This window comes from Achromobacter sp. 2789STDY5608615 (assembly GCF_001298995.1).
In the GTDB taxonomy this organism is placed as follows: domain Bacteria; phylum Pseudomonadota; class Gammaproteobacteria; order Burkholderiales; family Burkholderiaceae_B; genus Achromobacter; species Achromobacter insuavis.
Map to the genome: position 1 here is coordinate 34,560 of NZ_CYTY01000007.1, position 24,912 is coordinate 59,471.

29 protein-coding genes are annotated in these 24,912 nt (G+C 68.2%); 24 read left to right on the forward strand and 5 right to left on the reverse strand.

Features of this window, described 5'->3' with window-relative positions; all coding sequences use genetic code 11:
* Nucleotides 1-106 precede the first annotated feature (106 nt).
* The 3 genes from AOZ49_RS08055 (at nt 107) to AOZ49_RS08065 (ending at nt 3,448) form a co-directional block, all read left to right on the forward strand.
* Nucleotides 107-1,042 (forward strand): 3-hydroxyacyl-CoA dehydrogenase family protein, encoded by a 936-nt coding sequence (locus AOZ49_RS08055; RefSeq protein ID WP_054429404.1) that lies wholly within the window; start codon nt 107-109, stop codon nt 1,040-1,042.
* Nucleotides 1,043-1,223: 181 nt separating this feature from the next.
* Entirely contained in the window at nt 1,224-2,564 is a 1,341-nt protein-coding gene (locus AOZ49_RS08060) for a short-chain fatty acid transporter (protein ID WP_054474834.1), read from the forward strand.
* 155 nt (nt 2,565-2,719) lie between these two features.
* Nucleotides 2,720-3,448, forward strand: a complete 729-nt coding sequence (locus AOZ49_RS08065) for an SDR family NAD(P)-dependent oxidoreductase (RefSeq protein WP_020926102.1) — start codon at nt 2,720-2,722, stop codon at nt 3,446-3,448.
* A gap of 50 nt (nt 3,449-3,498) precedes the next feature.
* Here the strand turns inward: AOZ49_RS08065 and AOZ49_RS08070 are convergent, their stop codons facing one another.
* Nucleotides 3,499-4,281: an IclR family transcriptional regulator gene (locus tag AOZ49_RS08070; RefSeq protein WP_054429402.1), complete on the reverse strand. Its 783-nt coding sequence runs from the start codon at nt 4,279-4,281 to the stop codon at nt 3,499-3,501.
* Between the two features lie 170 nt (nt 4,282-4,451).
* Here AOZ49_RS08070 and AOZ49_RS08075 point away from each other — a divergent pair, with 170 nt between their 5' ends.
* Genes AOZ49_RS08075 through AOZ49_RS08100 form a run of 6 tightly spaced genes read left to right on the forward strand, consistent with a single transcriptional unit; the run spans nt 4,452 to nt 8,299 of the window.
* Nucleotides 4,452-5,141, forward strand: a complete 690-nt coding sequence (locus AOZ49_RS08075; protein WP_024070578.1) for a 3-oxoacid CoA-transferase subunit A — start codon at nt 4,452-4,454, stop codon at nt 5,139-5,141.
* Nucleotides 5,138-5,782, forward strand: coding sequence for a 3-oxoacid CoA-transferase subunit B (locus AOZ49_RS08080; protein ID WP_006391658.1), 645 nt, complete (start codon nt 5,138-5,140; stop codon nt 5,780-5,782). The genes AOZ49_RS08075 and AOZ49_RS08080 overlap by 4 nt, the downstream gene beginning before the upstream one ends.
* A 53-nt stretch (nt 5,783-5,835) precedes the next feature.
* On the forward strand, nt 5,836-6,111 hold the full coding sequence (catC, locus tag AOZ49_RS08085) for a muconolactone Delta-isomerase (RefSeq protein WP_054429400.1): 276 nt from the start codon (nt 5,836-5,838) through the stop codon (nt 6,109-6,111).
* 12 nt (nt 6,112-6,123) lie between these two features.
* Entirely contained in the window at nt 6,124-6,420 is a 297-nt protein-coding gene (locus AOZ49_RS08090) for a YciI family protein (protein ID WP_054474835.1), read from the forward strand.
* A gap of 55 nt (nt 6,421-6,475) precedes the next feature.
* A complete protein-coding gene (gene pcaD / locus AOZ49_RS08095; RefSeq protein ID WP_054429398.1) occupies nt 6,476-7,255 on the forward strand; it encodes a 3-oxoadipate enol-lactonase in 780 nt (259 codons plus the stop codon).
* 3 nt (nt 7,256-7,258) lie between these two features.
* A complete protein-coding gene (locus tag AOZ49_RS08100; protein WP_054474836.1) occupies nt 7,259-8,299 on the forward strand; it encodes a cyclase family protein in 1,041 nt (346 codons plus the stop codon).
* Between the two features lie 85 nt (nt 8,300-8,384).
* On the opposite strand, the gene AOZ49_RS08105 is transcribed toward AOZ49_RS08100, so the two are convergent.
* The gene (locus tag AOZ49_RS08105; RefSeq protein WP_054429396.1) at nt 8,385-8,756 is read right to left on the reverse strand and encodes a PsiF family protein; all 372 of its coding nucleotides are present in this window, start codon (nt 8,754-8,756) and stop codon (nt 8,385-8,387) included.
* Between the two features lie 460 nt (nt 8,757-9,216).
* On the opposite strand from AOZ49_RS08105, the gene AOZ49_RS08110 reads away from it, so the two are divergent.
* Together AOZ49_RS08110 and AOZ49_RS08115 are read left to right on the forward strand one after the other, a co-directional pair.
* A complete protein-coding gene (locus AOZ49_RS08110) occupies nt 9,217-9,552 on the forward strand; it encodes an FxLYD domain-containing protein (protein ID WP_054474837.1) in 336 nt (111 codons plus the stop codon).
* 164 nt (nt 9,553-9,716) lie between these two features.
* On the forward strand, nt 9,717-10,367 hold the full coding sequence (locus tag AOZ49_RS08115) for a carbonic anhydrase (protein ID WP_054474838.1): 651 nt from the start codon (nt 9,717-9,719) through the stop codon (nt 10,365-10,367).
* Between the two features lie 463 nt (nt 10,368-10,830).
* Here the strand turns inward: AOZ49_RS08115 and AOZ49_RS33415 are convergent, their stop codons facing one another.
* Nucleotides 10,831-11,103: an FCD domain-containing protein gene (locus AOZ49_RS33415; protein WP_231690280.1), complete on the reverse strand. Its 273-nt coding sequence runs from the start codon at nt 11,101-11,103 to the stop codon at nt 10,831-10,833.
* Nucleotides 11,104-11,115: 12 nt separating this feature from the next.
* Nucleotides 11,116-11,508, reverse strand: coding sequence for a GntR family transcriptional regulator (locus AOZ49_RS33420; RefSeq protein ID WP_231690281.1), 393 nt, complete (start codon nt 11,506-11,508; stop codon nt 11,116-11,118).
* Nucleotides 11,509-11,713: 205 nt separating this feature from the next.
* Here AOZ49_RS33420 and AOZ49_RS08125 point away from each other — a divergent pair, with 205 nt between their 5' ends.
* From AOZ49_RS08125 to AOZ49_RS08175, 11 genes are all read left to right on the forward strand, one after another.
* On the forward strand, nt 11,714-12,505 hold the full coding sequence (locus AOZ49_RS08125) for an SDR family NAD(P)-dependent oxidoreductase (RefSeq protein WP_054474839.1): 792 nt from the start codon (nt 11,714-11,716) through the stop codon (nt 12,503-12,505).
* Nucleotides 12,506-12,583: 78 nt separating this feature from the next.
* Entirely contained in the window at nt 12,584-13,795 is a 1,212-nt protein-coding gene (locus AOZ49_RS08130) for an ABC transporter substrate-binding protein (RefSeq protein ID WP_054429392.1), read from the forward strand.
* Between the two features lie 61 nt (nt 13,796-13,856).
* Nucleotides 13,857-14,759 carry a branched-chain amino acid ABC transporter permease gene (locus AOZ49_RS08135; protein WP_054474840.1) on the forward strand — a complete coding sequence of 301 codons (903 nt, stop codon included), beginning with the start codon at nt 13,857-13,859 and terminating at the stop codon, nt 14,757-14,759.
* Nucleotides 14,756-15,760: a branched-chain amino acid ABC transporter permease gene (locus AOZ49_RS08140; protein ID WP_054474841.1), complete on the forward strand. Its 1,005-nt coding sequence runs from the start codon at nt 14,756-14,758 to the stop codon at nt 15,758-15,760. The genes AOZ49_RS08135 and AOZ49_RS08140 overlap by 4 nt, the downstream gene beginning before the upstream one ends.
* A complete protein-coding gene (locus AOZ49_RS08145) occupies nt 15,757-16,521 on the forward strand; it encodes an ABC transporter ATP-binding protein (RefSeq protein WP_054474842.1) in 765 nt (254 codons plus the stop codon). The genes AOZ49_RS08140 and AOZ49_RS08145 overlap by 4 nt, the downstream gene beginning before the upstream one ends.
* Nucleotides 16,522-16,525: 4 nt before the next feature.
* The gene (locus AOZ49_RS08150; protein WP_277403430.1) at nt 16,526-17,233 is read left to right on the forward strand and encodes an ABC transporter ATP-binding protein; all 708 of its coding nucleotides are present in this window, start codon (nt 16,526-16,528) and stop codon (nt 17,231-17,233) included.
* Between the two features lie 13 nt (nt 17,234-17,246).
* Nucleotides 17,247-18,002, forward strand: a complete 756-nt coding sequence (locus tag AOZ49_RS08155) for an SDR family NAD(P)-dependent oxidoreductase (RefSeq protein WP_054474844.1) — start codon at nt 17,247-17,249, stop codon at nt 18,000-18,002.
* An 8-nt stretch (nt 18,003-18,010) separates the two neighbouring features.
* Nucleotides 18,011-18,751: an SDR family NAD(P)-dependent oxidoreductase gene (locus AOZ49_RS08160; RefSeq protein WP_054474845.1), complete on the forward strand. Its 741-nt coding sequence runs from the start codon at nt 18,011-18,013 to the stop codon at nt 18,749-18,751.
* 5 nt (nt 18,752-18,756) lie between these two features.
* Nucleotides 18,757-20,463 (forward strand): FAD-dependent oxidoreductase, encoded by a 1,707-nt coding sequence (locus tag AOZ49_RS08165; protein WP_054474846.1) that lies wholly within the window; start codon nt 18,757-18,759, stop codon nt 20,461-20,463.
* 25 nt (nt 20,464-20,488) lie between these two features.
* Nucleotides 20,489-21,094 carry a glutathione S-transferase gene (locus tag AOZ49_RS08170; protein WP_054429385.1) on the forward strand — a complete coding sequence of 202 codons (606 nt, stop codon included), beginning with the start codon at nt 20,489-20,491 and terminating at the stop codon, nt 21,092-21,094.
* Between the two features lie 227 nt (nt 21,095-21,321).
* Nucleotides 21,322-21,906: a hypothetical protein gene (locus AOZ49_RS08175; RefSeq protein WP_054429384.1), complete on the forward strand. Its 585-nt coding sequence runs from the start codon at nt 21,322-21,324 to the stop codon at nt 21,904-21,906.
* 75 nt (nt 21,907-21,981) lie between these two features.
* Here AOZ49_RS08175 and AOZ49_RS08180 read toward each other — a convergent pair whose 3' ends face one another.
* Complete coding sequence (locus tag AOZ49_RS08180) at nt 21,982-23,316, reverse strand: DUF3100 domain-containing protein (RefSeq protein ID WP_054429383.1); 1,335 nt, start codon at nt 23,314-23,316, stop codon at nt 21,982-21,984.
* A 295-nt stretch (nt 23,317-23,611) separates the two neighbouring features.
* Here AOZ49_RS08180 and AOZ49_RS08185 point away from each other — a divergent pair, with 295 nt between their 5' ends.
* Nucleotides 23,612-24,535, forward strand: coding sequence for a LysR family transcriptional regulator (locus AOZ49_RS08185; RefSeq protein ID WP_054474847.1), 924 nt, complete (start codon nt 23,612-23,614; stop codon nt 24,533-24,535).
* Nucleotides 24,536-24,621: 86 nt separating this feature from the next.
* The gene (locus AOZ49_RS08190; protein ID WP_006390012.1) at nt 24,622-24,813 is read left to right on the forward strand and encodes a DUF2970 domain-containing protein; all 192 of its coding nucleotides are present in this window, start codon (nt 24,622-24,624) and stop codon (nt 24,811-24,813) included.
* Nucleotides 24,814-24,912: the final 99 nt, after the last annotated feature.

Here is a 24,912-nt window from a genome sequence, read left to right on the forward strand (position 1 = left end):
TTTCTGGCCCGCGCACAGGAAGACACCGACGGAAGAGACAGATCGCAGTTCCCTGGTTCCGCCTGTGCCGCCCGCCGCGCGCGCCCCGTAAGGCAAGCGAACCCTCATGGATACTCCCCTGCAGAATCTGGCCGTCATCGGCGCCGGCGCCATGGGCAGCGGCATCGCCGCGCTCTTCGCCTCGAAGGGATTGGACGTGGTCCTGGTCGATCCGATGGACGGCGCCCTGGATCGCGCCCGCGCCGTCATCGAACGCCAATTGAACGTCTACGCCCCCGGCCAGGTCGACGCCGTGATGCAACGCATCCGCATGGCGCCCGGCCTGGACGCGGCGGCGGCCTGTGACCTCGTCATCGAGGCGGTGCCCGAGAACCTGGAACTCAAGCGCGGCCTGTTCGCCCAGCTCGACGCGCTGTGCAAGCCCGAAGCGATCTTCGCCACCAACACCTCGGGCCTGTCGATCAACGCCATCGCCAGTGCTGTCGCGCGCCGCGACCGCTTCGTCGGCACGCACTTCTTCACCCCCGCCGACGTCATCCCGCTGGTCGAAGTGGTGCGCAACGACGCCACCTCGGAAGACACCGTGGCGCGCGTCATGGCGACGCTGCGCCTGGGCGGCAAGCGCCCGGTGCTGGTGCGCCAGGACATCCCCGGCTTCATCGCCAACCGCATCCAGCACGCCCTGGCGCGCGAGGCCATCTCGCTGCTGGAAAAGGGCGTGGCCAGCGCCGAAGACATCGACGAAGTGGTCAAGTGGAGCCTGGGCATCCGCCTGGCGCTGTCCGGTCCGCTGGAACAGCGCGACATGAACGGCATTGACGTCCACTACGCCATCGCCAGCTATCTCTACAAAGACCTGGAAAACCGCACCGAGCCGTCCGACCTGCTCAAGAGCAAGGTCGAGAACGGCCAGCTCGGCGCCAAGAGCGGCCAGGGGTTCTATACCTGGAGCCCCGAGCGCCGCGAACAGGTGCTGCGCGAGAAGAGCGCGGCGCTGGGCGAGCTGGCCGCGTGGCTCAACGCCAAGGCCGGCGATTCCTGACGCCGCCGCAACACCGAAACCTACACCATAAGGCGCGCGGCGATCCGTCCGACGCGCCAGCGGGCCACGAGCCCAACCACACAAAGAAACCGACCGTCCCATCCGCTCCGCGCCCTTATCCGGCGCACGGCGGCGCAAGACACAAGAGCAATACGCCTTACCGGAGTTCGTAGGAGGCACCATGAATAAATTGGCATCTTTTTTCACTGAGCTGATGCGCAAGTATCTGCCCGATCCCTTTGTCTTCGCGATCGCGCTGACCTTGCTCACCGTGCTGCTGGCCATGGGCATCGAAGGCCAGGGCATCGGCGACGTGACCCGCGCCTGGGGCAAGGGCTTCTGGAGCCTGCTGGCCTTCACCACCCAGATGGCCGTGATCCTGGCCATGGGCTACGTGCTGGCCACCGCGCCGCTGACCGACCGCCTGCTCAACCGCATCGTCAGCCACGTGCACAAGCCGCACACCGCCATCATCGTCGCCACGCTGGTCGGCGGCATCGGCAGCTACCTGAACTGGGGCTTCGGCCTGGTCATCGGCGGCATCGTCGCCAAGAAGCTGGCGCTCAAGGTCAAGGGCGTGCACTACCCGCTGATCATCGCCGCGGCCTACAGCGGCTTCACCATGTACGGCCTGGGCCTGTCGGCCAGCATCCCGGTGCTGGTGGCCACGCCTGGCCACCCCACCGCCAAGCAGATGGGCACCATTCCGCTGACGGAAACCATCTTCTCGGTGCCGATGCTGATCACCAGCCTGGTGATCATCGTGACGCTGCCGCTGCTGAACGCCTGGCTGCATCCGAAGAAAGGCGAAAAGATCGTCGAAGTGGACCCGGCCATCGACCGCGACACCACCGCCGCCGGCGCCGCCGAGGACCTGCTCGAAAAGGGCACGCTGGCCTCCAAGCTGAACAACAGCCGCCTGCTGAGCCTGCTGATCGGCGCGCTGGGCGTGGCCTACGTCGTCTTCCACTTCATGGACGGCGGCTCGCTCGACCTGAACCTGATCAACTTCATCATCCTGTTCCTGGGCATCATCCTGCTGGGCACGCCGGCCGCCTACGTGGCCAAGCTGACCGAAGGCATCAAGACGATCTCCGGGATCATCCTGCAATATCCGTTCTACGCCGGCATCATGGCCATCATGGCCGCCTCGGGCCTGGTGACCACCATCTCCAAGGTCTTCGTCGACGTCGCCACGCCGGCCACGCTGCCGTTCTGGGGCCTGATCAGCTCGTTCGTCATCAACTTCTTCGCGCCCTCGGCCGGCGGCCACTGGGTCATCCAGGGCCCGTTCATGATCGACGCCGCCCGCGAAATCGGCAGCGCGCTCAACCAGACCACCATGGCCGTGATGCTGGGCAACGCCTGGAACGATCTGGTGCAACCTTTCTGGATCCTGCCGGCGCTGGCGCTGTCCAAGCTCAAGCTGCGCGACGTGATGGGCTACACGGTCATCATGATGCTGTGGGTCGGCGTGATCCACATCACCGCCGTCCTGGCGTGGGGCTATCTGACGCATTAAGCCCCCCCGTACGCGCTTGCGCGCGCCCCCCAGGGGGCGACACCTGCAGACCGGCAGAGCCGGATCTGGCGGTGTCCTCGATGGGGAGGCAGATGGAATGTTGAGAGGCGGTGTTCTTGAGGACGTCGCGATTGAGAACTGAATTGGGAGCTGAGATGAGCAAACCTACCGCGTACCTGGTGACCGGCGGCAGCGCCGGGATCGGCGCCGCCATCATCCGCATGCTGCTGGATGCCGGGCACAAAGTCGTCAACATCGACTACCGCCTGCCCGAGCATCCGCCGGCGGGGCTGGTGTCGTACCAGGCCGACCTGACCGACGAGGCGCGCACCAAGGCAGTGGCCGCGGAAGTGACTGCGGCCTACGACATCGTCGGCCTGGTCAACAACGCCGGCGCCACGCGTCCCGGCACCGCCGACACGGCCACGCTGGCCGACCTGGACTACGTGGTCAACCTGCATCTGCGCACCGCGCTGATCCTGGTGCAGGCCGCGTTGCCGGCGATGCGCGCGGCCGGCTTCGGCCGCATCGTCAACATGTCGTCGCGCGCCGCGCTGGGCAAGCCGGACCGCGTGGTCTATTCGGCCACCAAGGCCGGCCTGGTCGGGCTGACGCGCACGCTGGCCATGGAACTGGGCGGCGACGGCATCACCGTCAACGCCATCGGCCCGGGCCCCATCGCCACCGACCTGTTCACCAAGAGCAATCCGGCCGGCGCGCCGCAGACCGAGCGCATCATCAACAGCATCGTGGTCAAGCGCCTGGGCACGCCCGAGGACGTGGCGCGCGCCGCCATGTTCTTCCTGTCGCCCGACAACGGCTTCGTCACCGGCCAGATGCTGTATGTGTGCGGCGGCACGACGCTGGGCGTCGCCCCGATCTGAGGCCCGCCGCGATGGCCGACCATTTTTCAGCCCACGCCCTTCGGCGCCGCCTAGCGGCGCAGCAGCGCGTGGTTGATCTGGTCGGCGGCGCGGCGCAGCGGCGGCAGGAAGGTCGCCAGCATCTCCTCGCGCGAGAAGCGGTTGGCATGGCCGCTGACGTTCATCGCGGCGATCACGCGGCCGCTGCGGTCGACGATCGGCACCGCCACGGACTGCAGGCCCGGCTCCAGTTCCTGCGCCACGCAGGCGTAGCCGTCGGCGCGCACGCCGGCCAGGATGGCCTTGAGCGCGCCGATGTCGGTCACGGTGTCCTTGGTGTAGGCCTGGATCTGGCTCATCGCCAGCACTCGGTCCAGTTCGGCCGCGGGCAGGCCCGCCAGCAGCACGCGGCCCATCGACGTCACCCAGGCCGGCAGGCGGCTGCCCACGGCCAGGTTGATGGTCATGACCTTGTGCGTCGACAGCCGCAGGATGTAGACGATGTCGGCGCCTTCCAGCACCGACACCGAGCACGACTCGCGCGTCAGCTCGGCCACTTCTTCCATGTAGGGCAGCGCCAGGTTCCACAGCGGCGTGCCCGACAGGTAGGCGTAGCCCAGTTCGAGGATGCGCGGGGTCAGCGCGAACTTGCGGTCCTCGACCGTGACGTAGCCCAGGTGCTCCAGCGTCAGCAGGATGCGGCGCGCGCCGGCGCGGGTCAGGCCGGTCACGGCCGCGACCTCGGACAGCGTCATCTGGGAACGATCCGGGCCGAACGCCCGGATCACGGACAGGCCGCGCGCAAAAGATTGAACGTAGCTGTCGCTGGGTTGCTGGGTTGCTTGCTCGGCCATCCGTCTACCGCGAGAAAAAACGTTGCCGCTGCCGGCAACCCTGAAACGGGGAGGATCGCACCGCGCCGGCTTGCCTTGACGGTCGACTATCCCCATGAAACGATGTTCTTCAGAAGAACGAAAGTTCTAATTAAGAACAAATTATGACACGCCACCTATGAGCGAACACCATGATTTCTAAGCTTGTTGCAAGCGCGGCGGCCGCCCTCGCCGACGTCCCGGACGGCGCCACCGTCATGATCGGCGGCTTCGGCACCGCCGGCCAGCCCATGGAACTGATCGACGCCCTGCTCGAGCAAGGCGCCAAGGATCTGGTCATCATCAACAACAACGCCGGCAACGGCACCACCGGCCTGGCCGCCCTGCTGGGCGCCAACCGCGTGCGCAAGATCATCTGCTCGTTCCCGCGCCAGGTGGACTCGCAGATCTTCGACGGCCTGTACCGCAGCGGCAAGATCGAGCTCGAACTGGTGCCCCAGGGCAACCTGGCCGAGCGCATCCGCGCCGCCGGCGCCGGCATCGGCGCGTTCTTCTCGCCCACCGGTTACGGCACCCCGCTGGCCGACGGCAAGGAAACCCGCGAGATCAACGGCCGCCAGTACGTGCTGGAATATCCGTTGCACGCCGACTACGCGCTCATCAAGGCCGAGCGCGGCGACCGCTGGGGCAACCTGGTGTACCGCAAGACCGCGCGCAACTTCGGCCCCATCATGGCCAGCGCCGCGCGCGTGGCCGTGGCGCAGGTGCGTGAAGTCGTCGAACTGGGCGCCCTCGATCCGGAAACCGTCGTCACCCCCGGCATCTTCGTGCAGCGCGTCGTGCAGATCGACGCCGCCCAGGCCGCCAAGGAGCAGCAATGAGCACCAAACTGACCCGCGACCAGATCGCCGCCCGCGTCGCCCAGGACATTCCTGAAGGCGCCTACGTCAACCTCGGCATCGGCCTGCCGACGCTGGTGGCCAACCACCTGCCGGCCGACCGCGAAGTCATCCTGCACACCGAGAACGGCATGCTGGGCATGGGCCCGGCGCCGGCCAAGGGCGAGGAAGACTACGACCTCATCAACGCCGGCAAGCAGCCCGTCACCGAACTGCCCGGCTGCTCGTTCTTCCATCACGCCGACTCGTTCGCGATGATGCGCGGCGGCCACCTGGACATCTGCGTGCTGGGCGCCTTCCAGGTGTCGCAGCACGGCGACTTGGCCAACTGGCACACCGGCGCGCCCGACGCCATCCCCGCCGTGGGCGGCGCGATGGACCTGGCCATCGGCGCCAAGGACGTCTTCGTCATGATGGAGCTGCAGACCCGTGAAGGCCAGAGCAAGCTGGTCGACGTCTGCACCTATCCGCTGACCGGCGTGCGCTGCGTGTCGCGCGTGTACACCGACGTGGCCGTGTTCGACATCCGCGCCGATGGCGTCACGGTGATCGACATGTTCGGCGAAACCACCGCCGACGAGCTGCTGCGCCTGACCGGCCTGCCGCTGAAGTTTTCCAACTGATCCTTCCCCCGCGCCCCGGCAACGCCGGGGCCGATTTCCTGGAGACACCCATCATGTTGTTCATGGTTCAAATGCAGGTCAATCTGCCCGTCGACATGCCGGCGGCCCAAGCCGACAAGCTCAAGGCCGACGAAAAGGCCCTGGCGCAGCAGCTGCAACGCGACGGCAAGTGGAAGAGCCTGTGGCGCGTCGTCGGCCGCTACGCCAACGTCAGCATCTTCGACGTGCAGGACAACGACGAGCTGCACACGCTGCTGTCGTCGCTGCCGCTGTTCCCCTACATGGACATCCAGGTGACGGCGCTGGCGCGCCATCCCTCGGCGATCTGAACGGAGCCGCCCATGCCCTACATCATCGAAACCTTCGACAAGCCCGACCACCAGGCCGTGCGCCAGCAGCATCGCGCCGCGCACCTGGAATACCTGGACGCCAACAAGCACCTGCTGCTGGCCTGCGGCGCCAAGCTGCAGGATGACGGCAAGGACCTGGGCGGCGGCCTGTACATCGTCGACCTGGACACGCGCGAGGCCGCGCAGCAGTTCATCGACGCCGATCCCTTCGCCCAGGCGCAGCTGTTCCAGCGCGTGACCATCACGCGCTGGCGCAAGGCCTACATCGACGGCACCTGCCACCTGTAATCGCCACGCGGCCGCCTCCGGGTGGCCGCGCTTTCATTCCCCGAGGATTTTCCGCATGTCTTACGCCGATCTCAGCCAGGCACGGCTGTTCTACGTCATCGATGGCCCCGCCGACGCGCCGGTGCTGGTGCTCTCCAATTCGCTGGGCACCAACGCCGACATGTGGGCGCGCCAGGTTCCCGCGCTGAGCAAGCACTTCCGCGTGCTGCGCTACGACACCCGCGGCCACGGCAAATCCTCGATCCCCGACGGCGAATACAGCTTCGCGCAGCTGGGCAACGACGTCGCCGAACTGCTGGCGCACCTGGGCATCGAACGCGCCCACTTCTGCGGCCTGTCGATGGGCGGCCCCACCGGCCTGTGGCTGGCGCTGAACCGGCCCGAGCTGATCGGCAAGCTGATCCTGTGCAACACCGCCGCGCGCATCGGCTCGGCCGAAGGCTGGAGCGCCCGCATCGCCGCCGTGGCCGAACAGACGCTGGAAAAGATGGCCCCGACCCTGGTCGAGCGCTGGCTCACCGACGGCTACCGCGCCGCCGAGCCGGGCCTGTCGCAGGTGCTGGTCGACATGCTGCGCCGCACCTCCGACGCCGGCTACTCGGGCAACTGCGCCGCGCTGCGCGACGCCGATTTCCGCGAACAGGTGTCGGCCATCAAGGCGCCGACGCTGGTCATCAGCAGCACCCACGACCTGGCCGCCACGCCCGCGCAGGGCCAGGAACTGGCCGGCGCCATCAACGGCGCGCGCTACCTCGAACTGAACACCTCCCACATCTCCAACTGGGAACAACCGGAAGCCTTCACCCGCGCGGTGGTCGACTTCCTCGCGGAGTAAGCCATGCAGCGCTGGACCCATCGGCCCGAAGGCTCCAACTGGGGCGACTTCGGACCCGACGACCAACTCGGCCGCCTCAATCTCATCACCGAAGAGCAGGTCCTGAAAGGCGCGCGTGAAATCCGCGCCGGCAAGACCTTCTGCCTGTCGCTGCCGCTGGACCTGCCCGGCGGCAACGTGCTCAACCCGCGGCGCCATCCGCCGCAGTTGAGCCCGACCCGGCTGGCCGACACGCCCTACCTGAACTTTCCGCTGCGCAACGTCAACCCGGACGCGGTCGACGTGCTGAGCGACGACCAGGTGCTGCTGTCGATGCAGTACTCGACGCAATGGGACGCGCTGGCGCACGTCGGCGCGCTGTTCGACGCCGACGGCGACGGCAAGCCCGAGCTGCGCTACTACAACGGCTACCAGGCCGGCGTCGACGTCATCGGCCCGGCCGACGGCGACCACACCGGCTGCGGCTGCAACAGCGGCGGCCCCTCGGCCGCGCTGAAGCTCGGCGTCGAGAACCTGGCGCAGAAAGGCATGCAGGGCCGCGGCGTGCTGCTGGACCTGGCGCGCCACTACGGCCCCGGCCGCACCCTGATCGGCCACGCCGAGATCCAGCATGTGCTGAAGACGGACGGCATCGAGATCGAGCCCGGCGACATGCTGGTGCTGCGCACCGGCTACGCCGAAGCCGTGGTCGCCATGGCCGGCAAGCCCGACGCCGAGGTGCTGCACACCTACGGCGCCGCGCTCGACGGCACCGACGCCGCGCTGCTGCAGTGGGTCACCGACAGCGGCATCGCCGCCATCTGCGCCGACAACTACGCCGTCGAAGCCTATCCCGCGCGCGAGAAGACCGGCCCGCGCGCCATGCTGCCGCTGCACCACCACTGCCTGTTCAAGCTGGGCCTGCCTCTGGCCGAGCTGTGGTACCTGAAGGACCTGGCCGAGTGGCTGCGGGCCAACGGCCGCCACCGCTTCATGCTGACGGCGCCGCCGCTGCGACTGCCGCACGCGATCGGTTCGCCGGTCACGCCGATCGCCACGGTGTAGGCGCGCCCCGCGGGGAACGCGCAGAAAAAAGCGCCGGTCCGTTCAACGGCCGGCGCTTTTCCATTGCGCGGATTCAACGCTGTGTTCAGCCCTTCAGGCAGGTGCTCATGAAGGTCTTGCGCTTGTCGCCGGTCAGCTTCTGCTCGCCGGCCTTGGCGTTGCAGTCCTTCATCTTCTGCTGCTGCGGCGTCAACTGCTTGGCGGGCGGCGGCGCCTCGCCCTTCAGGCAGGCGCTCATGTACGTCTTGCGATCATCGCCCTTCTTGCCCTCGGCCGACTTGTTGCAGTCGGCCATGCGCTGCTGCTGCGGGGTTGGCGTCTTGGCGGCAGGCGTGGCGGCGGGCGCGGGGGTCTTGGCGGGTGCGGGCGTGGCGGCGGGCGTCTGGGCGTAGACGGCGCCGAAGCAGCTGGCGGACAACACGATGGCCGAAGCCAATTGGCTAGTACGGGAAAGCATGAGTTCCTCCCTTGATCGCCCGTCGGCGCCAATCTGGCGCACGCCCGGGCCGCAAGATCCGCCGGCCAAGTTGCCGGCGTGGTCATCATCGGACAAAGCCGCACGCTTCGCAAGCGCCGAAAGGACAACAAATGCTAACGCCGCCGCGTTCATTCAGCTTATAGAAAGGTGCTCCGGCGGCCGCCATTTTTCCCGCGAAAACCGCACGCCGTCCCCCCGCGCCACCGCGCCTAAATCCCGCCTAAACCGCCTGAAACGCCCGCAAGTTGGAGACATTCCGATGCACTTGTGGCATCCGCAGAGGAATCTGCGGCTATCCCCTGCAACCTGTTACCCATTCATCCCTTTGGGCCGTTGTGCCCGGGTCGGGAAAGGTGTGAGATAGACGCATGCCCCCGACACGCGACGCCAGAGACCGCGGCGAAGGCAACCCGGTAGCCGGGCCCCACAGGAGACCGTCATGAAAACCGCCCTTGCCTTCCTCGCATTGCTGGCCGGCCTGACCGGTGGCGCGCAGGCGCAAAGCCTGTACGGCGTCACGCTGGGCAACATCCAGGCCATCCGCGACACCAACAAAAACGTCTCCACCATCACCGGTTCGCTCGCCAACCAGTCGGCGCGCGCCGTCAACTACGTCATGCTGACTTTCGTTCTCTACGACGACCAGGGCCGCGAGATCGGCCGCGTGCGCGACGACGACATCGGCCCGCTGGCGCCGGGCCAGATCAAGATGATCCGCGCCATCACGCCGCTGCAATTCGCCAAGGTCACCGCCCTGGACATACGCGCTCGGTAGGCGAAAAACCCTTATCTGGATAGGGTTTAGTCAAGCCGGCGTCAGCCCAATTGTGGGAAAATTCCACAGCCGACTCGACAAAAGGGGCTTCCACACGAAGCCCCTTGTTGCGTCTGCCGGCACGCCGGCATGCCCGGCCTCGTTACCAAGGAAGTGAATAGATCATGTTTCCCAAAAGACTCACCGAAGGCTATCAGTCCTTTCTCGCCGGCCGCTTCCACTCCGAACGCAGCCGCTACGAAAAACTGGCCGAAACTGGGCAAAGCCCGGAAATCCTGATCATCGGCTGCTGCGACTCGCGCGTCTCGCCCGAAGCCATCTTCGACGCCGGCCCCGGCGAGATGTTCGTGGTGCGCAACGTCGCCAACCTGGTCCCGCCCTGTGACCCCGACTCCGAATCCTCGTACCACGGCACCAGCGCCGCCATCGAATTCGCGGTCAACGGCCTGAACGTCAAGCACATCGTCGTCCTCGGCCACGCCTCCTGCGGCGGCATCCGCGCCTTCTTCGACGACGCCAAGCCCCTGACCAAGGGCGACTTCATCGGCAAGTGGATGTCCCAGATCGCGCCCGTCGCCGACGAACTCGGCTCCGGCGGCGACGACCGCGCCGCCAACCTCAAGCGCCTCGAACTCGCCGTCATCGGCCACAGCCTCAAGAACCTGATGACCTTCCCGTCCATCCGCCGCCGCGTCGAAAGCGGCGAACTGGAACTGCACGGCACCTACTTCGGCGTCGCCACCGGCGTCCTGTTCCTGCGCGACGCCGCCACCGGCGAATTCAGCCCCTGCCTGGAAACCGGCCTCCCCAGCTGATCGCTCCGCGAACGCGGCGGCCCCGCCGCCGCGTGCACTGCGCACCACATGATCGCCGTCGCAACCGTCATTGCCAACGCGACGTCGCCGCCAGCGCACCTCCACCACCAGCGCACAGCGTCTTCCCTCCGACGCCAGACACCCAAACGCCAAAGAAGGCCGCCCGCGCGGCCGCCTTTGGCGACCCCGCAAATCCCTCCCCCACCCCCGATTGATGGCAAAAACGCCAAGCAACCAGCCCGCCCCAACGACGGCCGTTAAGTCTCACCGCGAGCGGGTGACGGGGCCGGCGGGGGATGGCGGGGCGTGTAGATGCGCCCGAGGGAAACCGTAGGGAGCCGAAGGCGGACGAGGTTGACAACGGGGCAGTCCGGAGCGAACGCTCCGGACCGCAATCGTAGCCCCGCCATCCCCCGCCGGCCCCGTCACCCGCGCCTAAAGAACCCAACCGCCAACAATCCCCTCAAACCCGATAAGCCTGCGCCAACCTCTCATAATTATTCTTAAGAATGATCCCCGCATAATAGACATGCTCCCGCATCAGATCCTCAGCCCGCGCTCCATCCCGCGCAATAATGGCATTGACGATCCGATGATGATCATCATGCGACCGCAGAATGATCCCGTGGTCCTCCCACAGGATGATCCGATCCGACGCATACGGAATCGCCTGCGCCTGCGTCGCGAACCGCTTCACCCACGGATTGCCCGCCGCCTCCAGGATCCCGTTGTGCAAGGTAATGTTGACCTACTGATACGGCAGATGGTCCTCCGCCAGCAGCACGCCCTTGCCGAGAATGCGGTCGCCTTCGTCCAGGCAGTTCTTCAGCACCGCCACCGCGTCATTCGACAGGCCGCGCAGCGCCGCCTGCCGACAGGCCAGGCCCTCGAGGGCCGCGCGTACCTCGTAGGCCGCCACGATCTCGGCGATGTCATAGGCCCGCACCGTATAGCCGCGCTTGGGCAGGTGCTCCAGCAACCCCTCGTTGCCCAGCGTCGCCAGGGCCGCACGCACCGGCGTGCGCGACACCCCCAGCTTCTCGGCCAGCGGGATTTCCTCCAGACGGGCCCCGGGGCTGAACTTGCCATGCAGCACCCAGTCCCGCAGCGTATCGGTCACGTGTTGAGATAGCGTATCCATGCCCGCATTGTATACATGAAGAATACATGCGACACCGCCCCTTACCACTGCGCTAGGGCTTTCCCCAATGAGAACGATCAAGACCACCGCTCAACTACGGGAAACCCCCTATACCTGCCATCCCTCCATGTATACATAATCGCCAAAAATTCAGATCAGCGGACGCCCCTTCCAAGGCAGGCGAATCCGCGCAACAGGAGACAGCATGTCCAATGTATCCACGCCGGCCGCGGGCCCGGCCCCGCGGCTCGCGCTTGTCACCGGCGGCGGCGGCGGCATCGGCGCCACCATCTGCCAGGAACTGGCCCGCGCCGGCTACCGCGTGGTGGTGTCGGACGTGGATGCCCAGCGCGCCGGCCGCGTGGCCGATGAACTCGGCTCGCCGCACAGCGCCCATGCCTTCGACGTCAGCGACGAAAACGCCGTCGAAACGGCGTTCGACCAGATCGAACAGGCCCACGGCCCCATCGCCGTGCTGGTCAGCGCCGCCGGCCTGCTGCTGTTCCAGGCCAACGGCGAACGCCCGCTGATCAAGGACACCACGCTCGACATCTGGGAACGCAGCTTCGCCGTCAACGCGCGCGGCGTGTTCCTGTGCGGCCGCGCCTACCTGCGGCGGCGCGAAGCCGCGCCGCTCCAGCACGGCCGCATCGTCACCTTCACCTCGGTCGCCGCGCAGCTGGGCGGCTATCGCTCCAGCGCCTCGTGCATCGCCGCCAAGTCCGCCGTGCTGGGCCTGACCAAGGCCATGGCGCGCGAATCGGCGCACCTGGGCGTCACCGTCAACGGCATCGCGCCGGGGCTGATCGACACCGACATGCTGCGCAGCACCGTCACCAGCAGCGGCGCGCTGGCGGCCGCGGCGCAGGCGATTCCGCTGGGCCGCATCGGCACGGTGGACGACGTCGCCGCGGCCGTGCGTTTCCTGGCCTCGGAAGAAGCGGGCTACATCACCGGCAGCGTCATCGACGTGAACGGTGGCTACCGCATGCAGTGAACCCAATCCGGCGGCATCGCCGCCACGCAGCAACGCGCCATGGATAAAGGCGCGCACTCAAAAAACGGGAGACAAACCATGAAGCACCTTCGCCGCCACGCGGCCGCCGCGCTATGCGCCCTTGCCCTGGGCGCCTCCGCCCAGGCCCAGCAGGAACCCGGCATCACCGACAAGACCATCCGCATCGGCCTGTTCGCGCCCCTCTCGGGCAGCGGCATGGCCTACGGTTTCGACGTGCTGAACGCCGCCAAGATGTGGTACGCCAAGGTCAACAGGGAAGGCGGCATCAACGGCCGCCAGATCGAACTGGTGATCGAGGACGACCGCTGCAACGCCAATGACCTGGTGGCGGCCGTCAAGAAGCTGACCGAGCAGGACAAGGTGTTCCTGCTGAACGGCGGCTCGTGCTCGGCCGCCGTGGTGGCCGCGCGCGAATACGTCGAGCGCGAGAAGGTGCCGCTGGTCATGCTCAATGCCTCCGGCGACGGCGCGCTGTATCCGCCGTCCAAGTACATCTACGGCGCGTTCTCGATCTCGCAGCACGCCGTGGGCGGCTCGATGGTGCAGTTCGCCAATGAGCACCTGAAGGCCGCCAAGATCGGCTACATCAACCACGACGACGCCTACGGCGGCTGGAACCTGGAAGCCGCGCAGGCCCAGGCCAAGCAGCTGGGCAACGTGAACCTGCAGGTGCAATCGGTCAATCCCAATATCACCGACGTCACCGCGCCGATGCTCAAGATCCGCGCCGGCAACCCGGACGTGCTGTTGCTGACGACCTATGCCCGCCCCGCCGCGCTGATCATCAAGAAAGCGCAGGAACTGGGCTGGAACAAGCCCATCGTGCTGGCCGTCAACGGCACCGCCGACCTGAAGCAGCTGGTCGAGAACGTCGGCAACAAGGACGCCTTCAAAAACGTCTACATCCAGGAAGTGCTGGCCGACGTGCCCGGCGGCTCGAAGCTGACCTGGGTCTACGACATGTACAAGCAGGCCTATCCGGACCTGGCCGCCAAGCCTGGCCACCCGCAGACCTACATGCCCTACGGCCTGCCGCCGGCGATGGCGGTGGTCAACGCCCTCAAGGCCGCCGGCCCGCAGCCCACCCGCGAGAAGGTGCTGGCCGCGCTGGAGACCATGAAGTTCGATTCCGGCGTCATGGCCGGCCCGATCGAGTTCGGCCCGAACGACCGCGCCGCGCAGGAATCGGCCATCTACATCAAGTTCGACGGCACCAACATGTCGCTCGTGCCGGGCGCCTTCAAGAGCGTCTGGCAGTACCAGCCGTAACCGCCGCCACAGGCCAGGTCCGCGCCGCGGCGCAGCGCCGCGCGGACCGCCGGAGACCATCATGAGCTTTGCCGATATCTGGTTGTTCCTGCAGCAGGGGGTGCTGTCGGGACTGGTGACGGGCAGCGTCTACGCGCTGCTGGCGGTCGCCGTCGTCATTATCTTCAAGACCACCGACGTGCCCAACTTCGCCCAGGGCGAGATCTTCATGGTCGGGGGCTACATCGCCCTGTTCCTGACCCTGGTGATGGGCTGGCCCTACCTGGTCGTCATTCCGGTCACGCTGCTGGTGGTGGCGGCGGTCTCCGGCCTGTTCCAGCGCGTCGTCATGGAACGCGTCATCGCCTCCAGGGGCGTGGGGGTGCAGATGGTGATCGCCACGCTGGGCCTGGCGTATGCCCTGAAGGGGCTGGTGCGCCAGACCGGCCTGGGCGACACGCCGCGCTCGCTGCCGCCGCTGGCGCCGACCGACGCCATCATCATCGGCGACGCCGTGCTGACGCAGCTGGACCTGGTGATCTTCGCGGTGGCCGTGGGCGTGATGCTGCTGCTGTACGGGATGTTCACCTACACCCGCGTGGGCAAGGCCATGCGCGCCGTCGGCATGAACCCCAAGGCCGCGCGCCTGGTGGGCGTGAACCTGACGCGCATCCGCATGATGGTGTGGGCGCTGTCCGGGCTGATCTCGGCCGTGGCCGCGCTGCTCATCACGCCCAAGATCCTGATCACGCCGGACATCGGCCACATCGCCATCCTGGCCTACGCGGCCGCCATCGTCGGCGGCATCACCAGCCTGCCCGGCGCGGTGGTCGGCGGCTTCGTGATTGGCGTGGCCGAGAACCTGGTGGGCCTGTTCATTTCGACCAACGCGATCGTGGTGGCGCCCTTCGTCGCCATCATGGTGGTGCTGCTGCTGCGTCCGCAAGGCCTGCTGGGCGGCAAACTGCAGGTGAAAAAAGTATGAAATCCAAGACCGACCGCGCCCTGCTGGCGCTGATGGCCGTGGCGCTGGCGGCCCTGCCGTTCGTCGCCAGCGGCTATGTGATCTATGTCGTCAACCTGCTGATGGTGTTCGTGGTGCTGGCCCTGGGCCTGCACATCGTCATCGGCGAGACCGGGCAGTTCGCGCTGTCGCACGCCGCGTTCTACGGCGTCGGCATCTATACGGCGGGGCTGATCAACAACCTGTGGCATCCGCCCTTCTTCGTGTCGATCGTGGCCGGCGGGCTGCTGGCCGCGCTGCTGGGCTACGTCATCGGCGCCCTGGCGCTGCGCATGCGCGACATCTACCTGGCGCTGTCGACCTTCGCCTTCGGCGAGGCCATGCAGTGGGTGTTCCTGAACTGGCAGTCGGTGACCAATGGCTCGAACGGCTTCCGCATTTCGCCGGCCACGCTGTTCGGCTATGAACTGGTGTCCGACATCAAGGCCTATCCGTTCGTGGTCGCGATCGCCGCGCTGCTGCTGTGGATCACCGTGGCGCTGTCGCGCTCGCAGCTGGGCTCGGCCTTTCGCGCCGTGCGCGAAAGCGACGTGGCGGCGCAGGCCATGGGGGTGAACGTCAACGCCATCAAGCGCACCGCCTTCACGCTGTCGGCCGCCTACGCCGGCATCGCCGGCGGCATGTACACCACCTTCGCCTCGTTCATCCACCCGGAAAGCCTGGGCTTCCAGACCACTATCCTGATCCTGACCATGGTGGTGGTGGGCGGCATCGGCTCGGTGCGCGGCGCCATCGCCGGCGCGATCGGCTTCGGCCTGATCTCGGAGCTGCTGCGCCAGGCGCTGTCGTTCCAGGAAATCATCTACGGCGTGATCCTGATGGGCTTCATGATGTTCGCGCCCAAGGGCCTGTTCGCCAGCCGCGAGGCGCGCCGCCGCGCGCCGCCGCCGGCCGCCCCGCTGCCCGCGCGCCGGGACGTCCATGGCGGCGCCGCCAAACCCTCGCAAAGGAGCGCGGCATGAGCGCCCAACCCTACCTCGACGTCCAGGGCCTGACGGTGAAGTTCGGCGGCCTGACCGCCATCAACGGCCTGTCGATGCAGGTCGAGCGCGGCCGCATCCACGCGCTGATCGGCCCCAACGGCGCCGGCAAGTCCACCACCTTCAACTGCGTCTCGCGCTACTACCGGCCGACGCAGGGGCGCATCGTCTTCGACGGCGTCGACATCACGAAGAAGAAGCCGCACGAGATGGCCGCGCTGGGCGTGGCCCGCACCTTCCAGAACCTGGAACTGTTCAGCGCCCTGACGGTGCGCGAGAACGCGCTGCTGGGCACCTATGCGCACGGCGCCAACACGGCCTCGCGCCTGCTGCGCCCGGCCAATGCCGAGGCGCGCGAACTCGTCGAGCACCTGCTGGAACGCGTCGGCCTGGCCGATTTCCTCGACACGCCCGCGTGCAGCCTGGACTTCGGCCGCCAGAAGATGCTGGAACTGGCGCGCGCGCTGGCCATCTCGCCCAAGCTGCTGTTGCTGGACGAGCCCGCCGCCGGCCTGCGCAACCGCGAGATCGAGACGCTCGACCACATCCTCACCGAACTGTGCGAACGCGACGGCATCACGGTGCTGCTGGTCGAGCACGTGATGCAGCTGGTGATGTCGATCTCGGATCGCATCACCGTCATGTCGTTCGGCGAGAAGATCGCCGAAGGCACGCCCGCGGAGGTGCGCAGCAACCCCCGCGTCATCGAAGCCTATCTGGGCAAGGGAGCCGCCGGTGGCTGAGAACCTGCTTGAAGTCGAATCGGTCAGCGCCGCCTACGGCAATATCCGCGCCCTGCAGGACGTGTCGCTGAAGGTGCCGCAAGGCGCCATCGTCGCGCTGCTGGGCGCCAACGGCGCCGGCAAGTCCACCACGCTCAACGTGATCTCGCGGCTGGTGACGCCCACCGCGGGCAGCGTGCGCTTTGCCGGCGAGGCCATCCATCGCCAGCCGGCCGACGCCATCGTCGGCCGCGGCATCGTGCAGGTGCCGGAAGGCCGCGAGATCTTCCGCGAGATGAGCGTGCGCGAAAACCTGGAAATGGGCGCCTACCTGCGCCAGGACCGCCAGGCGGTCAAGGCCGACCTGGACATGGTCTGCGACACCTTCCCGCGGCTGCGCGAGCGCTTCGAGCAGAAGGCCGCCACGCTGTCGGGCGGCGAACAGCAGATGCTGGCCACCGGCCGCGCCATGATGGCCCGCCCGCGCATGATCCTGCTGGACGAGCCGTCCATGGGCCTGTCGCCGCTGGTGGTGGAACAGATCTTCGACATCGTGCTGCGCCTGAACCGCGAGCAGGGCATCACCATCCTGCTGGTGGAACAGAACGTGAAGCTGGCGCTGTCGGTGTCCAGCTATGCCTACATCCTGGAAAACGGCGAGATCGCGCTGGAAGGCGAATCGGCCGCGCTGGCCAGCGACGAAGGCGTTCAGCGCGCCTACCTGGGCGGCTAGGAGCCAACACACCATGACCCTGATGATGCAAGACAAGCGAGTCCTCGTCACCGGCGCCGGACGCGGCCTGGGCGCCACCATCGCGCAGGGCTTCGCCCGCGAAGGCGCCACCGTGATCGTGGCCGACCTCGATCCCGCCCTGGCCCGCGCCAGCGCCCAGGCCATCGCGGCCGCGGGCGGCCGCGCCATCGATGCCGCGCTGGACGCGACCGACGCCGCCGCGGTGCGCGCCTTCGCCGACGAGTGCGAGGCGCGTCATGGCGCCATCGACGTGCTGGTCAACAACGCCGGCATCTCGGCGCGGGCGCCGTTCGACGATCCGCAGACGCCGCAGATCTGGGAGCGCGTGATGAACGTGAACCTGCAAGGCACCTTCAACGTCACCCACGCCTTCGTCGAACAGCTCAAGGCCAGCCGCGGCGCCATCGTCAACCTGTGCTCGATCGTGGCCTACGGCTGCGGCATCTCGACCGCCGGCTACGTGGTCTCCAAGGGCGGCGTGCGCTCGTTCACCGAAGTGCTGGCGCGCGACCTGGCGCCGCACGGCGTGCGAGTCAACGCCGTCGCCCCCGGCCTGATGGAAACCGAGATGACCGCCGGCCAGCGCGCCCAGGCCCACGGCACCGACTGGTACATGCGGCGCGCGCCCATGGCGCGGGCCGGACGCGCCGACGAGATCGTCGGCCCCGTGCTGTTCCTGGCCTCGGCCATGGCCAGCTACGTCAATGGCGTGGTGCTGCCGGTGGACGGCGGCTACCTGGCCGTATAGGAATCGATATGGAACCCCTCAATTCTCGTGGCACCGCGCTGGTGACCGGCGGCGCCAGCGGCATGGGCCTGGCGATCGTCGAACGGCTGGCGCGCGACGGCTTTCGGGTCGTCATGGCCGACCGCAACGCGGCCCTGGCCGGCCAGGAAACCCAGGCGCTGCGCGCGCAGGGCCTGGACGTGGACTACCGCGTGGTCGACCTGGCCGACGAACACGCCACCCGCGCCCTGGTGCGCGAACTGGCGCCGCTGGCGGCGCTGGTCAACAACGCCGGCCTGTTCGACGAGCGCAAGTTCTTCGACGTCTCCAGCGACGACTACCGCCGCATGTTCGACGTCAACCTGCTGGCCGTCGCCACCCTGACGCAGGAAGCCGCGCGCGACATGGCCGCCGGCGGCAAGATCGTCAACATCGCCTCGCGCGCCTACCTGGGCGCGCGCAACCATCCGCACTACGTGGCCTCGAAGGCCGCGCTGGTGGGCTACACCCGCGCCTCGGCCATGGAGCTGGCGCCGCGCGGCATCCTGGTCAACGCCATCGCCCCCGGGCTGATCGACACGCCGCTGCTGCGCAACCTGAGCGCCGAGCGCCTGGCGGCCCAGCTGGCATTGCAGCCCACGGGCCGCGCCGGCCAGCCGCAAGACGTGGCCAACGCGGTGTCGTTCCTGGCCTCGCCGCAAATGGACTTCATCACCGGCCAGGTGATTTTCGTGGACGGCGGCAAGTCGCTGGGCGGGTCGGGAGCATAGGCAGCATGGACAGCATCAAGTGGGACAAGGAAGTCGACGCGCTCGTGGTCGGTTCGGGCGCGGGCGGCATGAGCGCCGCGCTGACCGCCAGCGTGGCGGGCCTGGACGTATTGCTCATCGAGAAGACCGACCGCATCGGCGGCTCGACCGCCATTTCCGGCGGCGCGCTATGGATACCGCTGAACGCGCAGACCGAGGCCGCCGGCCATCCGGACAGCTTCGACAAGGTCTGGACCTATCTGCAGGAAACCGTCGGCGCCGCGGCCTCCGACGAGATGAAGCGCGCCTATCTCGACGCCGGCCCGCGCATGATGGATGACCTGGTCGCGCGCGGCTTCCTGCAGGTGGCCGCGCGCACCGCCTCGCCCGACTACTACCCCGACCTGCCCGGCGCCGCCATGGGCGGCCGCTCGCTCGATCCGGTGGAATTCGACGGCCGCAAGCTGGGCCGCCACCTCAAGACGCTGCGCGATCCGCTCAAGGAATTCACGGTGCTGGGCGGCATGATGGTCACCATCACCGACGTGCGCCACCTGCTGCGCGCCACCCGCGCGTTCGCCTCGTGGCGTCACGCCATGAAGCTGGTGCTGCGCTATGGCGCGGACCGCCTGCGCGGCTACCACCGCGGCACCCGCCTGCTGCTGGGCAACGCGCTGGCCGCGCAACTGTTCCACGCCATGCTGGCGCGCAAGGTGCCGTACTGGCTCAACACGCCGGCGCTGGCGCTGCTGCGCGACGCCGACGGCGCGGTGCTGGGCGCCACCGTCGAACACGAGGGCCGGCGCATCAACATCCGCGCCCGCCGTGGCGTGGTCATGGCCACGGGCGGCTTTCCGTGGGATTCGACGCGCCGCCGCCAGACCTATCCCCACCCCACCGACGACTGGTCGATGTCGCCGCGCGACAATACCGGCGACGGCATCCGCCTGGCCGAGGACGCCGGCGCGGCGCTGGGCCAGGGCCATTCCAGCCCCGCCTTCTGGGCCCCGGTCTCGATCCTGGAACAACCCGGCGGCAAACGGCTGCACTATCCGCACCTGGTGTGGGACCGCGCCAAGCCGGGCCTGATCGCCGTCAACGGCGCCGGCCGCCGCTTCGTCAACGAATCGACCTCGTACCACGCCTTCGTGCAGGCCATGTACCGCAGCCACGAACAGGCGCCGACCATGCCCGCCTTCCTGCTGTGCGATCAGCGCTTCATCGACACCTGGGGCCTGGGCCTGGCGCTGCCCGGCGGCCGCCCGCGCCAGCACCTGATCGACGCCGGCTACCTGCTGCAGGCGCCGACGCTGGAAGCGCTGGCGCAAAAGCTGGGCGTGCCGCCGGACGCGCTGCACGCCACCGTGGCGCGCTACAACGAACACGCGGCGCAGGGCCTGGACCCCGACTTCGGCAAGGGCGGCACCGCCTACAACCGCTACCTGGGCGACCCCGAACACCAACCCAATCCCTGCCTGGCCCCGCTCGGCGCCGGCCCCTACTACGCGGTCAAGGTCTATGCCGGCGACATCGGCACCGCCTGCGGCATCGCGGCCAACGGCAATGCGCAGGCCGTGGATGCCAGCGGCCAGGCCATCCCCGGCCTCTACGTGGCCGGCAACGACATGCACTCGGTCATGGGCGGCGCCTATCCCGCGCCCGGCATCACGCTGGGGCCCGCGCTGACTTTCGGCTGGGTCGCTGGACAACACCTGGCCCGTGGCCAACACTGACGCTCCCCCACCGACAAGGACACCCATGAAGATCTACTTCTCGCCCGCCTCGCCCTTCGTGCGCAAATGCATGGTCATCGCCCACGAACTGGGCCTGGCCGACCGCATCGAAAAGCTGCCCAGCGCCGCCGGCCCCGTGGCCCGCGACCAGAACATCATCCCCGACAACCCGCTGGGCCAGGTGCCGACCCTGATCACCGACGACGGCCAGCGCCTGTTCGACAGCCGCGTCATCTGCGAATACCTCAACGACCTGGGCCGGGGCGCGCTGTTCCCCGCCGGCGCCGCGCGCTGGGCCGCGCTGGCCGAGCAATCGCTGGGCGACGGCATGCTGGGCGCGGCGCTGCTGGCGCGCTACGAGACCGTGCTGCGTCCCGAGCCGCTGCGCTGGGACGGCTGGTACGAAGGCCAGATGGGCAAGGTGCGCGACGGCCTGGCGCTGCTCGAAAAGACCGCCGCCCGCCTGGAAGGCCGCCTGGACATCGGCACCATCACCGTCGGCTGCGCCCTGGGCTACCTGGACTTCCGCTATCCCGATTTCGACTGGCGCGCCGGCCACCCCGCCGTCGCCGCGTGGTTCAAGGCGTTCAACCAGCGCCCGTCGATGCAGGCGACGCTGCCGCACGCCTGACCCGCTCCGGTTTGGGTGGCCGCCAGGCCTGGAGAACCCGCCGGGCTCCAGGCGCAACGGCCGCCCGGTACGGCGCGCCCTCTTGGGCCCGCCGCTCGCCCCTGGCGCTTGCCAGGGGCTTTTTTTCTTACAGATCGACATACCGCCCCGCCCGGGGCCGTCTATATTGAACTTCCGAGGTCCCCGCCGGACCAACAGGTAGACCCCACAGAACAGGGAGCCCACGCATGAACGTGACCGCCGTCTCCCCCATCGCCCGCGTCGCCCCGCCGTATGCCGCGCGCATCCCGCTGCTGGACGACACCCGCCCCGTCTGGGAAGCCGAATGGGCCGCCCGCAACGCCGCCACGCGCCAGGCGCAACGCAGCGCGCAGGCGCAGGCCGCCTGGCAGGCCCAGCGCATCGCCCGCACTGCCCCCGCGCCGCGCGCCGACGACGCCGATGCCAGCCGCGCCGTCACAAACACGCCATCCACGGCGGTTGCCGCCGCGGCCGCCGCGCCCGCCGCCGTCAACGTCGACCAGTTGCGCGACCTGTACGCCGACGCGCGCCTGCGCCGCGCCATCGACGAATTCTCGGCGCGCCCCGACCCGGTGGCGCTGCGCGCCGACACCGCCAACGACCTCGGCACCATCGAGGGCCTGACGCCGCTGCAGCCCTACCGCGTGGCCATGGGCAATCCGCAGGTGCAGGAACTGCAGACCGCCGTGGCCATGAAGGCCGCCGGTCTCGGCATCCCCAAGGTCGAGAACATCGGCCCGACCGAGAACGTCACCGACAACGCGCGCTACCGGCCCAACGCCCGCACCTGAGCCGCGCCGACGCCCAGCAAAAAAAAGCCGCCCATACCAGGGCGGCTTTTTCACTTGCCGGACGGCGGCGCCCGATCAGTGGAAGAACTCGGCGATCATCGTCGCGCCCAGGAAGGTGCCGGCGTTGGCCGCCAGCGACACCACCACGATCTTCCAGCCCAGCTTGCGGAAGGCCGGCAGGTCCTTCAGGATCGACAGGCCGGCCATGGCCAGGATCACCGTCGTGAACGGCAGGAAGTTGACCTTGTTGACCGCGGCGATGATCTGGTCCGAATACGGCACCGCGCCGGGGCAGCCCACGGTCATCGCGATCAGCGACAGCACCGCCACGGCGGGCAGCTTGGGCACCACGCGCAGCAGCAGGTCGGCGATCACGACCAGCAGGATGATGATCAGCATGCCGGGCAGCGCGTCCAGGATCGGCACCTTGTAGCCGAACTGGTTGCCGACCAGCGCGAACAGGCCGCACACGGCGTAGGCCGTGAGGCGGTCGCCGAAGCCCATCTTCACGGCATGCGACGGCGCCTCGGTGGCGGCCGGGGTGTCGGCGGCGGTTTCGGCCTTGGCGCGCGAGAAGCGGCCCAGCACCGGCTCCAGCTTGCCGTACAGGAAGATGGTCGTCGGCAGCGAAATGAACAGCGTGAAGTAGACGCCCACCACCGTGGTCAGCAGGTTGGCGGCGGCGGCCAGCGCGGCCACCTGGTGCGCCACTTCCGGCGTCTGCTGCGAGGCGATGGCGCCCACGCCCGCGGCCATCATGCTGCCCGAGCCCACGCCGGCGCCCATGGCGAGCGAACGCGGATCGAAGATGTTCAGGCTGGTGATGAAGCCGGCCATCAGCGCCACGAACAGCGCGCCGATCACGGTGCCGGTGATGTACTCGGCCATCACGCCGCGGCCTTCGGGCGAATTCATGCCGTAGCGCTCGCCGATGATCGCCAGGCTGGGCTCGCGGCCCACCGAGAACGTCGCGCCGATGGCTTCGCGCTTGATGCCCAGCAGCAGCGCCAGCGGCAGGCCGATGGCCATGGTGCCGAAGAAGTGGCCGAACTCCTGGAACACCAGGGCCCAGCCGGCCTCGCGCACTTGCGGCAGCGAGCCGCCGACCATCAGGCCCAGCTTGGCCAGGAACGGCAGCAGCGCGTACTGCAGGTAGCCGCTGATGCGGGTCTGCATGGCGGTGTCGATGCCGACGCCGGACGGCAGGCGCTGGCCGACGGCGGCCACCACCGCGCCGATGAAGATGGCCCAGAGCATGGGCTGCAGAACGATCTTGCCCGGACCCACCGCGAAGGTGGCGCTGCCGATCGCTTCGGACACGAGCACCACCAGCAAGATGGCGACAAGCATGCGGATGCGGCTGGATAGCGGCATGGCGGGCATGGCCAGGCTGGCGCCGGCATGAGACATCGGATTCCCCTGAGTACGTGAGTAGGTATTGGAGCGGCCCGATCGGCGCCTCCACGGCGGTCGCCCCCGGGCTGGAGGGCCGGTACGGGGCGGCTCGCGGGGCGAGCGGGCGGCAGCGGCGATTTTCGCCCGGGGGCCGGCGCGCCAACCATGACACCGCCAGGGCTAATGTGTTGCGTAAAATGCAACGGATGCCCCTAGACAGGGAATTTTTTGCAAGAACCAGCAATATATAAGGGTAAACCCTCAATATATTGCAGACCGAACCGATGTCTTTGCGCCACGGAGCACCGCCATGGACGAAAAACTCGACGCCCGCCGCACCCATTACTTCATGCAGGTCATGAGCCGGGGTTCGGTGCGCGGCGCCGCCGAAGTGCTGAACATGGACCCGTCCGCCGTCAGCCGCGCCATCGCGGCGCTGGAGCGCGACTGCGGCATGGCCCTGTTCGAGCGGCGCGGCCGCGGCGTGGTGCCGACCGACGCCGGCCACATCCTGGCGCGCTACGTGAAGCGCCAGCAGAACATCCAGGAAAGCTTCTTCTCGGAGATCGACAGCCTGCGCAAGGCGGAGCGCGGCCACATCGACCTGGTGCTGGGCGAAGGCTTCGTCGAGCTGATGTTCGACCGGGTGCTGCCCGGCTACTGGCGCAGCCATCCCGAGGTGACGCTGGACATCGACGTGGCCCACACCTCCGAGATCGTGCAGCGCATCGTCGACGACCTGGCCTATATCGGGCTGGTGTTCCAGCCGCCCAACGACGCCCGGCTGCGCACGCACTACTCGCGGCCCGAGCCGATCCGCGCCATCGTGCGCCAGGAACATCCGCTGACGCGCCTGCAACGGCCGCTGCTGCTGACCGACCTGGTCGAGTACCCCGGCGCCTCGATGCAGGAAGGCTTCGGCGTGCGCCAGCACATCCAGGCCGCCGAGATCAGCGAACAGGTGCGGCTGCGCAACGTGCTGACCACCTCGTCGTTCAAGGCGTTGTGGCAGTTCGCCGCCACCGGCATCGGCTACGCCCTGACGCCGCCCATCGCGGTCACCGCCGACATGGCCGCGATGCGCCTGGCCAGCCTGCCGCTGGCCAACCCCATCCTCAACCAGGGCAGCCTGCACGTGCTCAGCCGCGCCGGCCGCCACATCTCGCCGGCCGCGCGCGAACTGCTGGACCACATCGTGCGCGGCATCGGCACGCCCGCCGCCGGCGCCATCTGATACGGTCGCCTGGGGCGAATCTGCATCTGCCCCGCCCGCGCCGGGGCGGCTACAGTGGGCGCATCCCCTTTCAGGAGACCATCCCGATGCTCAGCTTCCTGCGCACGGTCAAATCCGTCCTGTGGGGCTTTTTCGGCGTGCGCCGCGGCCGCGGCTACGACGCCGACATCGCCCACAACAAACCCGCCCCGCTGATCCTCACCGGCCTGTTGATGGCGGCCTGCCTGGTCGTGATCCTGGTGCTGGTGGCGCGCTGGGCGGTCAACGCCGCGCTGTAGGCCCCACCGTTGGGGAATCCCCCCGGCGTGGAGGGCATACGCTTATTACCAGAATGACTTAGACGCTCGAAGCGGCTGCCTGTTACGGTTATGAATCCC